Origin of the sequence: Kingella pumchi, assembly GCF_022288825.1 — a bacterium.
Lineage (GTDB): Bacteria > Pseudomonadota > Gammaproteobacteria > Burkholderiales > Neisseriaceae > Kingella_D > Kingella_D pumchi.
This window is the reverse complement of record NZ_JAKOOW010000001.1, coordinates 140770-155201: the sequence shown is the minus strand read 5'-3', so window position 1 is coordinate 155201 and position 14432 is coordinate 140770. Positions and strand designations below refer to the sequence as shown.

The window sequence follows — 14432 nt, the reverse complement described above, 5'->3', positions numbered from 1 at the left end:
GGTATCCAAACGGCTTGATTTGAGTTTTGGTATTTTTGCCCGACGGGGTGAAAAATACAGTTGCTACGCGCTTGCCACAACTGTGCGGTAGGGTGCGCACCGCGCACCAAATTTTTGGCCGCGTGGAAACGGCTCGTGGAAACACAGTGTTGCTGCCGGTTCGGTGCGCAGTGCGCACCCTACGCAGCCAAGTTGTTTGACCGGACTAAAAAGGCAGCCTGAAAACGGTTTGAACGCTTTTCAGGCTGCCTTTGCCATGCGGCTTACAGATAGCGGATCAGCGACAAATCGCTGCTTTCGATATCCGGCCGGACACCGGTGGTCAGGTCGGCGGCCAGTTTTCCCGAGCCCAGCCCCATCGTCCAGCCCAGCGTGCCGTGGCCGGTGTTGGTAAACAGGTTGGCGTAGCGGGTGGCGCCGATTAGCGGCGTACTGTCGGGGGTCATCGGCCGCAGGCCGCTCCAGAATTCGGCGTTTTGCAGGCTGCCGCAGTCGGGGAACAGCTCGCGCACCACGGTTTCCAGCGTGTCGCGGCATTTGGGTTTGAGTTGCAGGCGGTAGCCGGAGAGTTCGGCCATGCCGCCCACCCGCAGCCGGTTGTCAAAGCGGGTCAGCGCGACTTTGTAGGTTTCGTCGAGCACCGTTGAGCGCGGCGCTTTGTCGGCATTGCTCAGCGGCACGGTCAGCGAATAGCCTTTGACCGGATACACCGGCAGCCTGATGCCCAGCTGCGCCAGCTGAGGGCGGCTGAAACTGCCCAGCGCGCAGATATAGGCGTCGGCGCTGAACATTTCGCCGCCGGCCGCCACGCCGCCAATGCGGTTGCTCGCCGCTTCGATGTGGCGGATTTCGCGCTGGTAGTGGAACACCACGCCCGCCTGTTCGCACATTTTCGCCAGATTGAGTGTAAACAGGCGGCAGTCGCCGGTGGCATCGTGCGGCAGATACAGGCCGCCGGCTATCTCCTGCAGCGCCAGCGCCGGCTCTTGGCGCAGGCAGCCTGAAGCGTCCAGCAATTCAAAAGGCACGCCGAAATCAGCCAGCACGCGCATGTCTTTGGCCGCCTGGTCGATTTCCTTCTGGCTGCGGAACAGCTGCAGCGTGCCCAGCCGGCGGTTTTCAAAGGCGATGCCGGTTTCGTCCTGCAGCTGCGCCAGCAGCGCGCGGCTGTATTCGGAAATCCGCACCATGCGCTCTTTGTTGCGGATATAGGCCGCTTCATTGCAGTTTTGCAGCATCTGCCACAGCCAGCGCAGCTGAAACAGGCTGCCGTCGGGGCGGAAAATCAGCGGCGAATGGCGGCGGAACAGCCATTTGAACGCCTTAAACGGTATCCCCGGCGCCGCCCACGGCGTGGTGTAGCCGTAGGAAAGCTGGCCGGCGTTGGCAAAGCTGGTTTCCGCCGCCGCATCGGCCGCGCGCTCGATTACTTCCACTTCGTGTCCGGCACGGTTCAGATACCACGCCGTTGCCACGCCGGTGATGCCGGCGCCCATCACGATTACCTTCATCGCATTCTCCCGTTGTCTTTACAGATCTTTATTCTTTGTGCTGCGCATTTCAGGCAGCCTGAAAGCGCGTGCCGCCTATCATAAACCGAAACCGCCGGCCGGAAAACGCCGCCATTAAGGCAGCCTGAAAAAAAACGCCGCGCCCCGCCGCCGCATATTTTGCGATTGTATTTTTATGTTAAACTCAAACGCCCGTGCCGAGCGGTGCGGGGTGCGGGCTTTTCAGAACAACATTCCAGGAGAACACCGTGAACATCAGAACCCACCTTCTTTCCGCCATCTGCGCCACCATGATGCTTGCCGGCTGCGGCGGCCAGGGCGGTAGCGCCAACGATAGCGCCGCATCCGGCACCGCCGCCGGCAGCGGCGAAAAAGTCCTGCGTGTGGCAACCAATGCCGAATTCGCCCCCTTTGAATCTTTGGACGAAAACAAAAACATCCAGGGCTTTGATATCGACCTGATGAACGCGCTGGCCAAAGAAGGCGGGTTTAAAGTCGAATTCACCCACCAGCCTTGGGAGAGCCTGTTCCCCGCGCTGGCCAACGGCGACGTTGATGTGCTCGCTTCGGCCGTTACCATTACCGACGACCGCAAAAAAACCATGCTCTTTTCCGACCCCTACTACCAGATCAGCCAAGTGGTGCTGGTGCCCAAAGGCAAAGACGTCAAAAGCGTGGACGATTTGAAAAAACTCAATAAAGTCGGCGTGGTAACCGGGCAGACCGGCGATTTGGCGGTGCAGAAAATTCTCGGCAACACCAGCGACAAAATCGCCCGCTTCAAAACCGTAACCCTGCTGATGGAAGAAATCGGCAACGGCGGCGTCGATGCCGCAGTCAGCGACAGCGCGGTAGTCGCCCACTACGCCAAAAACAACAGCGACAAAGGCTACAAACTGATCAAACTCGACGGCTTCGACGTTGAAAACTACGGTCTCGTCCTTCGCAAAGGCGACGATGCAACCGCCGCCAAACTCAACGACGCGCTGAAGAAAATCAAAGAAAACGGCGAATACGCCAAAATCGAAAGCAAATACTTCGCCCAATAAGCCGCGCGTTTAACACCCAAAAGGCAGCCTGAAAACACCGATTCGGTTTTCAGGCTGCCTTGCCGCTCCAGCAAACGGGTTGTGCACCTTTATTCAGAGATGCTTATCCAAAGGGAAAGATAGTTATGGGTTACCATATCAGGATCATCAACACCGGCAAAGAAATGCCGGAAGAAAACAAAATCATCAGAAACAAAGAGAAACTGTCCAAGCATCTAAAAACGAAATTTAATTTTCACGAAGATCGGGATGAAGCGGGCGAAGTATATTTTTATGACACGAGCAATGAAGAGAACGTGCTTTTTTACGACGGGGAAGAGCTGCTGGCAATTACCACAAGCGACCATCTCTTATCCGTGATGATTAAAATCGCAGAATCGTTTGGCGACGGCTCCAGAGTGGTCGGCGACGAGAATGAAACCTACAAGGATATCAACACAGTATATTTACATGAAGATGATTTGGATGAAGATGGCTGCCGTCAGGCTCAGAAGAAAAATAAGGTTTCTTATATTATTGAAAAGATAAAAGATATTATTCTGCCCGTCATCTTTCCCATCATACTGGGAATAACTGTGTTGATATTAAAGTACTTTAATATCCTAAAGTAAAACCGATGCAGCCTGAAAGCGCCAAACGGACTTTCAGGCTGCCTTGCCAAGTAACAAGTAAACAGATGCGTGAGTGAGACATGAAACGCCAATACCGCCTTTATTCAAACGTCGCCATACTGTGCGCCGCTGCAGCGGCAAGTTTTTGGCTGCTGCTGCCCGATGCCGCAGCCCGCTGCGCAAGCGGCGGCGAAAAAGCCGGCGTATCACGCGAAGAATGTCTGAGCGTGCGTCCCGGCGACAAATTCGATAAAGCATGGTTTGTGCTCGGCGAACCGCAACAGTCCGAAGCCGGCTGTTTCCTGTGGCAGAGCAAAGGCAGCGGCGGGGAAACCGCCCGCATCAGCGCCGACGGCGAGCGGGTAGGCAGCATTGTTTGCGCGCCCTGATGCCTGATGGTCGGCAACAGTTGGCGTAGGCTGGGTCTAGGCCCAGCTTTCAGGCAGTCTGAAAATCTCGGTCAGCAGTAGGTCGGGCATTTATGCCCGAATTTTGCGAATGGGATTCGTCGGGCATAAATGCCCGACCTACAAACTGATGGTCGGCAACAGATCCAAAGGCAGCCTGAAAGCGGGAAAACCGGTTTCAGGCTGCCTTTGCTTTGGGCGTATGGTTAATGGTCAGCAGTCAAAAAAGCGCTGCAGCGCGTCGGCTGCGGCTGCGGTGGGCGGGGCGGCATAGGGGTCGAGCGCGGTGTCAGCACTCAGGCTGCGCAGCCAGGTGAGCTGGCGTTTGGCGAGCTGGCGGGTGGCGGCGGCGCCTTTTTCCGGCAGCTCTGCCCACGGCGCACCGTGAAATAGGCAGTCCCAAGTCTGGCGGTAGCCGACGCAGCGCATCGCCGGATAAGTGCCGTCCAGTTCGGGATAGCGCTGCGCCAGTGCGCGCACTTCGTCGGCGAGACCTTGTTCGAGCATGGCGGCGAAGCGGCGGCCGATAACACGGTGCAGGCGGCTGCGCTCGGCGGGGATAAGTGCCAGGGCGTGCAGCGTGAGCGCGCTTTTATTGCCGGCAGCCTGAAAATGCTCGCTCAACGGTCGGCCGGTAAGCGCGAGCACTTCCAGCGCCCGTTCGATGCGCTGGCTGTCGTTGGCGTTCAGGCGAGCGGCGGTGGCGGGGTCGAGCGTTTGCAGGCGCTGGTAGAGATGGGCGAGACCGTGGCGGTTTTTTTCGTCCTGCAACTGTGCGCGCACGGCGGCATCGGCGGCGGGCAGCTCGTTCAGGCCGCTGCTGAGGGCGCGGTAGTACATCATGGTGCCGCCGACAATCAGCGGCAGGCGGCCGCGGGCGTGGATTTCGCCGGCCAGCCGCGTGCAGTCGGCGACAAAATCGGCGGCGCTGTAGCTTGCCGGCGGGTCGATGATGTCGATCAGGTGGTGCGGCGCGGCGGCCAGCTCAGCGGTGCTGGGTTTGGCGGTGCCGATGTCCATGCCGCGATACACCAGCGCGCTGTCGAGACTGATGATCTCGCAGGGAAAACGGGCGGCCAATTCCAGCGCCAGCGCGGTTTTGCCGCTGGCGGTGGGGCCGAGTAGGGCGAAGGCTTTGGGGGCGTTGTTCACGGCGGGGCTTTCACTCACGGGTAGCAGGCAGCCTGAAAAACGGGGCGGTTTGGGTTTCAGGCTGCTTTGGGGTGAAGTTTGATTGGGGTGGACGAGGTATTGGCGAAGGCTGCTGTTTCACTATGGCTGTGGGCGGCGCCAACTAGTTGCCGCTCGATTCCCTCTCCCGCAAGCAGGGGAGGGGGCTGTCGGGGCGAAAGTTACTGCAAGGGCATTGGCCGCTGTTTCTGAGTACGCGGTGCGCCCTGCGGATGGCTTTCAGGCTGTCTTTGTGCTGCGGGCGGCAACAGTTTCAGGCTGTAACGGCGGATATGTTTTCAGGCTGCTTGGCAAACGCAGGCAGCCTGAAAGGGCAGTAAAGCGGTAAAAGGCAGCCTGAAAGCGCCAAACGGGTTTTAGCTTCGCAACTTTGCTACGCTACGCAGGCTGCCTGCGGGTTTAGCCGTGGCTGCGGCGCTCGGGTTTGCCCTCGCGCGTTTTGCGGCTGCCGTCGCGGGCGCCGTAGGCGGGTTTGCCGCTGCGGGGTTTGCCGTCGCGGCCGTAGCCTTTGTTGTCGCGGGCATAACCGCCTTTGCCCCAGCCGCCTTTGCCTTTGGGCTTGCTCGGGGCGGCTTTGCTGCGTTTGCGAGTGGGTTCCATGCCGGGGATGGCAGTTTCGGGCAGTTTGCGGCCGAGATAGCGCTCGATTTTGTGCACCAGCATGTATTCGCGGGCGTCGGCAAAGCTGATGGCGATGCCGGTGCGGCCGGCGCGGCCGGTGCGGCCGATGCGGTGGACGTAGTCTTCGGCCTGTTTGGGCAGGTCGTAGTTGATGACGTGGGTGATGGTGGGCACGTCGATGCCGCGGGCGGCAACGTCGGTGGCGACGAGGATTTTGGTGCGGCCGCGGCGCAGGTCGTTGAGGGTGCGGTTGCGCCAGCCCTGCGGCATGTCGCCGTGCAGGCAGTTGGCGGCGAAGCCTTTTTCGTAGAGCTCGTCGGCCAGCTGCTCGCTCATGGCTTTGGTGGCGGTGAAGATGACGCACTGGTCGATGTTGGCGTCGCGCAGGATGTGGTCGAGCAGGCGGTTTTTGTGGTTTTTGTCGTCGCAGTACAGCAGTTGCTCTTCGATTTTGCCTTGTTCGTCCACGCGCTCGATTTCGATGACTTCGGGGTTTTTGGTGAGATTGCGGGCGAGTTTGCCGACTTCGCCGTCCCAAGTGGCGGAAAACAGCAGGGTTTGGCGGCTGTCGGGGGTGGCGGCGACGATGGTTTTGATGTCGTCGATAAAGCCCATGTCGAGCATGCGGTCGGCTTCATCGAGCACCAGCATTTCGAGGCGGTCGAAGTCGATGCGGCCGGCGCGCATGTGGTCCATCAGGCGGCCGGGGGTGGCGACAATCAGGTCAATCGGGCGGGAGAGCGCTTTGATTTGGAAGCCGAAGCCGGCGCCGCCCACCAAAGTGGCGCTGCGCAGCCATTTCATGTTTTGCGCGTAAAGCTGGGCGTTTTTTTCCACCTGCATCGCCAGCTCGCGGGTGGGAGTGAGCACCAGCACGCGCGGGCCTTTGCCGGGTTTGTCGCTGCGGCGGATCATTTTTTGCAGCGCAGGCAGCAAAAAGGCAGCGGTTTTGCCGGAGCCGGTTTGCGCCGAGGCCATCAGGTCGCGGCCGGCCAGCGCGGCGGGCACGGCCTGCGCCTGCACCGGCGTGGGGCTGTCGTAACCGGCAGACTGCAGGGCGCGCAAAATGGCAGGATCGAGTTGGAGGGCGTCGAATTTCAAAGACATGGTTTTCCTAAAACGGCACAACAACATTCCGCCCGCAAACGCGGCGGGGCGTTTTCAGGCAGCCTTAGAAGCATGGGAACACATAGAAGACGCGCGGTTTGACGCAGCCTGAAAGCTGCAAAACGGCGGATTACGGCAAGGTTGTCGCCGGCGCTTTTGGCCGGGGGTTTCATCGCGACAACCTGCAAGATTCGTTTGAATGCGGTTTGGAAAACGGCTCAAACAGAGAAAACAAACCCCGGCGGCGGCCGAGGCATCAGATGGTTGAAGACGATGGCTTCATAAAAGAGCGGCGGATTATAGGGGGTTTGCGCGGCGCGGGCAAGGGAAAACGTGCGGTGGGACGGTTTGGCATTTGAAGCGCGGTTGCCAATCAGGCAGCCTGAAAGCCGCTCCGCCAGCCGGCAAAGGCAGCCTGAAAAGGCCGAAACGTTTTTCAGGCTGCCTTTGCAGCGGCGGCCGATGCTGCTATATTGCCCGCCGTTTTTATCCGCCGCCATACCGTCTGCCGCCATGAATCCTGCCGCATCTTCCGACCCCGTCCGCCTTTCCAAACGCATGGCCGAACTCGGGCTGTGCTCGCGCCGCGAAGCCGATGCCTACATCGAAAAAGGCTGGGTGAAAGTAAACGGCCGCACCGCCGTACTCGGCGAAAAAGTTACTGCCGCCGACCGCATCGAGCTGCAGCGGCAGGCGCACGAGCAGCAGGCAGCGCGGGTAACGGTGCTGCTGAACAAGCCCGTCGGTTTCGTCAGCGCGCAGCCGGAAAAAGGCTACCGCGCCGCCGTCGAACTGATCCGCGAAGAAAACCGCTGGGAGGGCGACGACAGCGGCATCGCCTTTCAGGCTGCCCACTGCCGCTCCCTGGCGCCGGCCGGCCGGCTCGACATCGACTCGGTCGGCCTGCTGGTGCTCACACAGGACGGCCGCATCGCCAAGCAGCTGATCGGCGAAAACAGCGACAGCGAAAAAGAATATCTGGTGCGCGTATCCGGCCGGCTCGACGAGCGCGGCCTGGCGCTGCTCAACCACGGCTTAAGTCTCGACGGCAAAAAACTGCGGCCGGCCAAAGTGTCGTGGCAAAACCAAGACCAGCTGCGCTTTATTCTACGCGAAGGCAAAAAACGCCAAATCCGCCGCATGTGCGAACTCGTCGGTCTGCGCGTAACCGGCTTGAAACGCATCCGCATCGGCCGCGTCAAACTCGGCGCGCTGCCGCCGGGAAAATGGCGCTACCTGCGGCCGGACGAGCGCTTCTGAGCACGCACAATATTTTTCAGGCTGCCTGAGATTTTCAGGCAGCCTGAAAGCGTTTTGGGGAACGTGGTTTGCGCTTGGACGGCGAAAATGCAGTCAAACCGCTTTTCAGGCTGAAATCTTTGCAAAACGTCCCAATCCGCCAGCCAAGATTATGAGTTTACGCAAGTCTGCTCCGCTAACTGCGTAGAAACAGCGGCGCGGAAACCGCCCCTTTCTTCATGCAAAGTCTGCCGAATGCCCGCTGCACGGAAGAAAAGCAGCCTGAAAAATAAAAACCGCTGCGGCCTTAGAACTGATAGCGCAGGCTGAGCAACACTTCGTTTTGCCGGTAGCGGTAATACACCGAGTTGCTGCGGGCAACGGTGCGGCGGAAGCGCAGCTCGGGGGTGATGCCCTTGGGGCGGCGCCAGCCGGCGGCGACGATGGCAACGGCTTGTTTATCCTGCCGCCGTTCGCCGTCGCTGAGAAAGCCTGCGGCGTCGTACAGGCTGCGGCGGTGCAGCAGCAGGCCGTTGAGATAGATGCCGTTGCCGAATAATTTGTAGGCGCCCAGTCGGGCGGCGTATTCGTAGCTGCTGCTCACGTCGGAGGGGTATTTGCGGCGGGTGGCATCCAGGTTGGCAAACAGCCCGGCGGAAGGGGTGAGGGAAAACTCGGCGCCGGCGCCCAGCTCGTATTGGCTGTAGTCGGCATAGTAGGTTTTGCTGCCGCCGCTGTAATGGTAGCGCTTGGCACCGGCGCGGGCGTTGATGCGCCAGCGCGGCGTGATGGTGCGCGACCAGTCGGTATCGGCGCCCCAGGCACGGTATTGGGTGTGGCCGTTGCGGAAGTCGTATTCAAAATAGGGCAGCAGCGAAAAATGGCTGCGGGCGTCGGCGTAGTCGTAGCCTGCCGAGAGAGTACCGTTGTAGTAGCTGTAGTCCGGCTGGATACTGCTTTGCGGGTCTTTGTGCCGGTAGTGGGTGCCGTAGGCAAGGCCGCGCAGGTGCAGGCCGTGGTGGCCGGATAAGGGGAGGGTTTTGGCGGCGGAGGCGCTGAAATTGGCCAGCGGCGAGGAAACGGCTTGGGGAAGCTGCCGCTCCATCATGCACATGCCACCTATCTGCCACACGCATTCGGTGCTGCCGTTGGCTTGGTTGATGTTGCTGTTGTAGCCGTAGCCGAGACTGATTTGGCCGTGCCAGCGGCTGCGTTTGCCGATTTCTTCCAAGTAGCGGGCAACTACGGCTTTGGTTTCTTCGGGAATGCCGCTGTCGAACACGCGGGAGAATTGGGCGGCGGCTTCGCGGTTTTGGTTGTCTTCGGTGTAGGCGCGGCCAAGCTCGAGCGCGATGCGGGCGTTGGCGGGGTCTTCTTCTGCGGCGGTTTTCAGCAAGCGCACGGCTTGGACGAGCTTGCCCTGCTCCCGCGCCTGCAGGCCTTCGGCCAGATGCAGCAGCGCGGGTTTGTGGCCGGGCAGGGCGGCATAGCGGGCGGCAAACTGCCTGACTTTGTGCCACTGGCGCAGATTGAGCGCGTAATAAAGGGCGGTTTCCAGCTCTTCTTTGCTGCCGCCCACTTGGTATATCTGCCCGCTGATGCTGATATAGCCGTCGTTTTCCTGCACTTGCGCTTCGGCAGGCGCGGCATCGCCCAGCCAGCTGCTGTCGCGGTATTGGCGCATTTGGCGACCGCCTTCTTCGAGCAGGCGGCGGCGGCTGTCGTCATCGTCGTCGGCGCGGCATACCGCGGGCAGAAGCAGCAGCGGCAGCAGGGCAAGGCGAAGTTTGTCCATCGGGGTCTTTCTGTTCGGGTTTGGTTTTTCAGGCAGCCTTTGAGCCGGAGAGACTGCCTGAAAATACAAAGCCGCAGCCATAAAGCTGCGGCCGTGCGGGAAAATCAGGCAGAGGCTGCCTGAAAAGCGGGATTACTGTTTGCGGCCGCCGAAGGCAACGCCGTTACCTTTTTCAGATGTGCCGTAACCTGCCAGCGCTTCGGCGCCCGAGCCGTAGAATTGGCCGCTCACATTGCCTTTGCCGCCGGAGAAAGTGCCTCCTTCGTTATAAATTGTCGCACCGTCAAAGTTCAGGCGGTCTGCGGTAATTCTCACGCCGTTAAACGTCTGTTCGCGGCGATTGATGCTGCCGTCCAAACGACCTGTTTCTTTTGTGCCGAAGGTAGCTTTAACCGAGCCGGTGTAGAAATCGTTCAGCCCGGGCGTATGGCCGCTGACGCCGACCAAGTTGTAGGTGGCATCGGCCAAGCCTTTAGTGTTTTTGGTCGGGTTTTCGCCCACATACCAAGTGGTGCGGTTTTGCGCGTTACGCAGGAAGTCGTCGGAATTGGCGCCCGGAGCGTGTTCGCGCGGCGCCCATTCGCCGAAGTAAACCGAAGTGCCTGCGGGCAGGTTCGGCACTTTGGCAATTACCAGCCCGCCGAATTTGGGCGCCAGCGGGAGTTTGGGCTCGGTCATCTGGCGCACGCTGAATATTTCGGTTCCGTGAGCACGCTTCTCAAGCCATACCTGACCGAGTTTCGGGTTGTAGAACCAGCCGAGTACGGGCGCAACGTCTTTAATGGTGAGATAGTGCGGATTGTTGGTGCCGATTACGTTTAGGTCGGGATTATTGCCATTGATCGGCCTGTTGCCGTATTTGTTGCGGATGCGGGTAACCGGGCCGTTTTCCAAGTTGATGGAATTGGAATAGGATTTGCCACCGTCGGTTGAGAAGCGCAAACCCGGAGCACCGTCACCAAACGGTAAGGTATCGGATTTCTTAGGCTCAACCTGTTTCGGATTGGAAGAGCCGCCTTTTATTTCTCCGGCAGAAGCTACACCAAAGCTGCCTGCCAGCAGAACGGCCAACAACAATTTAGAGGTTTTCATAATTTCGTCTCCTATAAAGGGATTGATAAACAGTTGCCTGTTTACTGCTACATGCCCTGCTTTTGCCAAAGCTGCCGGAAAAACAGGAAAAGCCTTGGGCAGTATGGTTGGTGTTCTTTGGGGTTTGTTATTGTGGAGTGGATAATACCGAATAAGCAAACAAGAATCAATAATATTTAAATATGGTTTTATTTATACCATTGCGTTATGCGCAAGGATATCCGGCCGCCTGCCCTTATGCAGTCGGATATTGAAGCCGTTGCACACTGTCCTTCCCTGCAGATGTTCCCGCAAAGGCAGCCTGAAAAACCGAAGCGGCTCGGGTTTGGATGCCGACGCCCTAAAACCTGCCCTGCAGGCCGAAGGTAACGGTGCGGCCGGGGGCAGGGGTGGGCACATTGGACATCGGGTCGAGGTAGTAGCGGTCGGTAAGGTTGGTGATGCCGAGATTGATGCTTATCTGTTTGCTTAACTGATAGCGGCCGTAAAGATCCCAAGTGAGCGAAGAGCGCCAGTGGTAAGGTTTGCCTGTAGCAATGAAGATGTAGCTCAATCCTTTTTGAACCAGTTCGTCGTATTGGGCAGTTTTTGGCGTGCTGTGGTAGATGCCGCGTACGCCCAGTTCCAGCTTTTCGCCCAGCAGGCGGGTACCGAGATCGAGATTTACCGAATAGTGCGGCTGCAAGGCCTGATAGCCTCGGGTGGTACCGTAGCCGCCTTCGATGCAGTCGGGCAGACCTTTGTTGCGATAGGGATCGTACATCAGAGTCATGTCGCGGTCGCACATTTCCTGTTTCAGGCGGTAGGTGCCGCCGAGTGTGGCGAAAAATACGCCCGTATCGGCGCGCGCCTGCAGCTCTACCCCGGTGGTGGTTTTGCGGTCGAACTGGCTGAGACGGAAATGATCGGCGGTTTCGAGTACGTTTTTAATATTGTTGCGGTAGTAGGTAAGGCGCAGATCACCCGAACGAAGCTTGTGCCAATAAGGGGAAAAATCGAAATTCCAGCCGATTTCCCAGCTGCGGCTGCGCTCGGGCTTAAGGCTGAAATTAGGTGCAGTAGGCATATCGTTATAAGCCATCTCGTTATACAGGCCGCCCATTTCGTAGATGCTGGGGAAGCGGGTCATCTGAGCATAGCGGGCAAACAGACGGTGCTTATCAGTCAGGTCGTAGCTGATTGCGATAGTAGGCGCCCAAGCATGGCTGTGCAGCTCTTTGGGCTGTGCCCAGCGCTCTGCTTCAGTATACTTTCTTATAATCGGTCCTCGCCTGTGACTATTGATATCGCCATCATAAAGTGTATCCAGGTATAGCAATTTGCCGGGTACATCGGCACAGCCCGCGTTTTTGCACGGCCCCCTTGATTCGTCTAACACCATTCGCGCCCAATATCGGTTATAGCTGCCGGTCAATCCCTGCGGGTTTTGCACTTTGGCATGAAAATCTACATTGCGGTATGCGGCATCAAACACGCTGCTGTCTAACTTGCCGTTACGGAAAGGTATAAATACCGGACGTACACGGTAAAGTGCATCATCTGGATTAGGATTAATTGTGCCGGAAGCCCTGTTTGTAGAGCCGTTGCTGCCGTCGGCAGAAGCAAAGGCATATTGGCGAAGCCGATACTTGTTAAACCCTGTCTGATCCTCAGGCAGCCCGTATTTGGCAGCAAACTCATTCAAAATACGCCAGTACTCTTGATTATTGCCCGCATTGCTGGCCGCTTCGGCAGCTGCCCGGGCGGCAATGTAATCCTTTCTTTCCTGATCGCCCACCAGCTCCCAATACGGCAGATACACCCCGGCATAATAGTCATTGCTTACTCCTCCCGCCTGATAGCGCGGATCGCGGCGGGCGCGGCCTTCGGCCAGCCCGGTGTCTTTGGCGCGGAAGCCGTGATAACGCACGCCGGCGGAGATTTTCAGCCGGTCGGTAGGCTGCCAGTCGAACACGATATTGCTGCCCCATTCGGTGCGCCGGCCGCTGCGCGGGCCGGCCAGCTTGGTCATGCTGCTTACCATGCCGGTGATGTCGAACAGGCTGTCGGAATGGGCGATTTCGCTGGTTTCGCCGAGTTTTTCGTGCTGGTAGTCGGCGCTGAGGGTGAGGCTGAGGCGGTCGTTGAAGCGGAAGCGGTTACTGATGTCGAAGCCGGTGCGGGTTACGCGGGTTTTCTGCAGGGCGCCGGGGATAACGGTGTATTTGCCGTCGTTGTCGCCGAAGCTCTGGCGGCTCAGCTCGATGATTTCGTCGCGGGTGGTGTTGCGGTCGAAGCCGTACATGTCGTACACGTCTTGGCAGCTTGCCGCCCATTGCTCGTCGCTGGGCGAGAGCATGCCGCGGCGGTTGCACCAGTGCCATGAGTTGTAAATAGGGTCTTCTTTGCTTACGGCGAGACTGGGGCCGCCTGCCTGATGGCGGGTGCTGGAGGTGCGGATGCGCCAGAGATTGGCGGCAAGGTCTATCCAGCGGCTGCCTTCGGGCTTCCAGCCGTAGCTGATTTTGTAGGTGTCGGTGCGGATTTTGGAATCGACGTTTTGAATCTGCTGGGGCTTGGGCTTGCCTTTCAGATAGGGGTTGCCTTCGTCGAAATCGAGCTCCCAGGTCATTTGAAAGGGGTTGATTTCGCCAAACTCGATATCGCTGCGCATGTATTGCAGGCCGATTTTCTGGTTGGCGGGCAGGTGCCAGTTGTTTTTCAGCAGCAGGGTTTTGGTTTCGGTGCGGCTGTTGAACACTTCGTCGCCCGGGGAATAGATTTTGGCCATATTGGGGATGAAGGTGGCGGAACCTGTGCAGTCGCGGCTGTTGGTGCAGTTGTTGTCCCACTGGATGGGGTTTTTCAGATAGCCTCCCGCGCCGCGTTTGCCGGCAAAGTAATTGCCTTTGCGGCGGTAGCTGTAGGCGGCAAGCGCATCTACTGTGTTGTTTTTGAAGGCGAGGGCGGCCATGCCGGAATAGTCGCCGGAAAAACGGGTGCTGCGCCCGCTTTTGTTGCGCGGGGGGATGTAGTCGTCGAACACGAGACCGGTGGGGGTTTGCTGGCCGGTGGAGGGATCAACGCCGCCGCCTGCGCCGTCGGCAGTGGCGCCGCCGCCGGGCAGCAGGCGGTAGTCGTGGAAGCCGAGCCAGCGGTTGAGATCGTTGGCGGGTGCGGCGGCGTTATTGGCGGTTTCGGCTTTAAGCTGCACGCCCCAGCTCTTTCCTTCGGGAATAATGTCGGCCGCTTCGATGGTGCGGATGGACACGGCACCGCCCACACCGGATTTTACGCCTCGGGTGAGCGCGGGGCTTTTTTCCACCATGATGCTGCGGAAAAGGGCGGGGTCGAGATAGTTGCGCTCGCCCACGCCGTAGTTGTTCATCCAGACATCCACGGTCTGCTCGGTGCCGTCGAGCGTAACGGGGATGCGGCCTTTGCCGGAAATGCCGCGGATATTGGGCGCAATGGCGCCGCCTGCGGTTCGGGTGTTCATGTTGTATACGCCGTTGAGGCCTTTAAGCACGTCGCCTGCGGCGTTTACGCGGTAGCGCTCCAGATATTCTTTGCCGACATACGCATTGGAGACGTTTTTGTGGTGCATGGCGTCGCTGCCGCTTTTATCGGCATTACCGCGCACGATAACTTTCTGCAGCTCGGTACTGTCGCCGGGTTCGGATGCGGCTTTCGATTCGGTTTCCGCAGCAGCGCAGCAGCTGATGCCGGCCACTAGTACGGCCAGAAGTTTGGGATGGAAGGCTTGTTTTTTGGGACTCATCTGCGTCTCTCCTTATAAAAACAAAATTCGTTATCGCTTGTGATTATAA

Annotated in this window: 11 protein-coding genes; 4 read left to right on the top strand and 7 right to left on the bottom strand. The window is 58.8% G+C overall.

Annotated elements, in window-relative coordinates; all coding sequences use genetic code 11:
- Positions 1 to 263: 263 nt before the first annotated feature.
- The gene (locus MB824_RS00735) at positions 264 to 1511 is read right to left on the bottom strand and encodes a D-amino acid dehydrogenase (RefSeq protein ID WP_238744974.1); all 1248 of its coding nucleotides are present in this window, start codon (positions 1509 to 1511) and stop codon (positions 264 to 266) included.
- A gap of 248 nt (positions 1512 to 1759) precedes the next feature.
- Between MB824_RS00735 and MB824_RS00730 the strand changes: the two genes are divergently transcribed.
- From MB824_RS00730 to MB824_RS00720, 3 genes are all read left to right on the top strand, one after another.
- Positions 1760 to 2560 carry a basic amino acid ABC transporter substrate-binding protein gene (locus MB824_RS00730; protein ID WP_238744972.1) on the top strand — a complete coding sequence of 267 codons (801 nt, stop codon included), beginning with the start codon at positions 1760 to 1762 and terminating at the stop codon, positions 2558 to 2560.
- Positions 2561 to 2685: 125 nt separating this feature from the next.
- Positions 2686 to 3171, top strand: a complete 486-nt coding sequence (locus tag MB824_RS00725; protein ID WP_238744970.1) for a hypothetical protein — start codon at positions 2686 to 2688, stop codon at positions 3169 to 3171.
- Between the two features lie 80 nt (positions 3172 to 3251).
- The gene (locus MB824_RS00720) at positions 3252 to 3560 is read left to right on the top strand and encodes a hypothetical protein (protein WP_238744968.1); all 309 of its coding nucleotides are present in this window, start codon (positions 3252 to 3254) and stop codon (positions 3558 to 3560) included.
- A 231-nt stretch (positions 3561 to 3791) separates the two neighbouring features.
- On the opposite strand, the gene miaA is transcribed toward MB824_RS00720, so the two are convergent.
- The 3 genes from miaA to MB824_RS00705 all read right to left on the bottom strand — a co-directional run bounded on the left by miaA (position 3792) and on the right by MB824_RS00705 (position 7012).
- Complete coding sequence (miaA, locus tag MB824_RS00715; RefSeq protein ID WP_238744966.1) at positions 3792 to 4748, bottom strand: tRNA (adenosine(37)-N6)-dimethylallyltransferase MiaA; 957 nt, start codon at positions 4746 to 4748, stop codon at positions 3792 to 3794.
- A gap of 420 nt (positions 4749 to 5168) precedes the next feature.
- Positions 5169 to 6497: a DEAD/DEAH box helicase gene (locus MB824_RS00710; RefSeq protein ID WP_238744964.1), complete on the bottom strand. Its 1329-nt coding sequence runs from the start codon at positions 6495 to 6497 to the stop codon at positions 5169 to 5171.
- A 218-nt stretch (positions 6498 to 6715) separates the two neighbouring features.
- A complete protein-coding gene (locus MB824_RS00705) occupies positions 6716 to 7012 on the bottom strand; it encodes a hypothetical protein (RefSeq protein ID WP_238744962.1) in 297 nt (98 codons plus the stop codon).
- Here MB824_RS00705 and MB824_RS00700 point away from each other — a divergent pair.
- Positions 7011 to 7757 (top strand): pseudouridine synthase, encoded by a 747-nt coding sequence (locus MB824_RS00700; RefSeq protein WP_238744960.1) that lies wholly within the window; start codon positions 7011 to 7013, stop codon positions 7755 to 7757. The two genes, MB824_RS00705 and MB824_RS00700, sit on opposite strands and share 2 nt — an antisense overlap.
- Before the next feature lie 286 nt (positions 7758 to 8043).
- Here the strand turns inward: MB824_RS00700 and MB824_RS00695 are convergent, their stop codons facing one another.
- From MB824_RS00695 to MB824_RS00685, 3 genes are all read right to left on the bottom strand, one after another.
- Positions 8044 to 9531 (bottom strand): porin family protein, encoded by a 1488-nt coding sequence (locus MB824_RS00695; protein ID WP_238744958.1) that lies wholly within the window; start codon positions 9529 to 9531, stop codon positions 8044 to 8046.
- Between the two features lie 132 nt (positions 9532 to 9663).
- A complete protein-coding gene (locus tag MB824_RS00690; RefSeq protein ID WP_238744956.1) occupies positions 9664 to 10473 on the bottom strand; it encodes a Slam-dependent surface lipoprotein in 810 nt (269 codons plus the stop codon).
- 490 nt (positions 10474 to 10963) lie between these two features.
- Complete coding sequence (locus MB824_RS00685; RefSeq protein WP_238744954.1) at positions 10964 to 14383, bottom strand: TonB-dependent receptor domain-containing protein; 3420 nt, start codon at positions 14381 to 14383, stop codon at positions 10964 to 10966.
- Positions 14384 to 14432 lie beyond the last annotated feature (49 nt).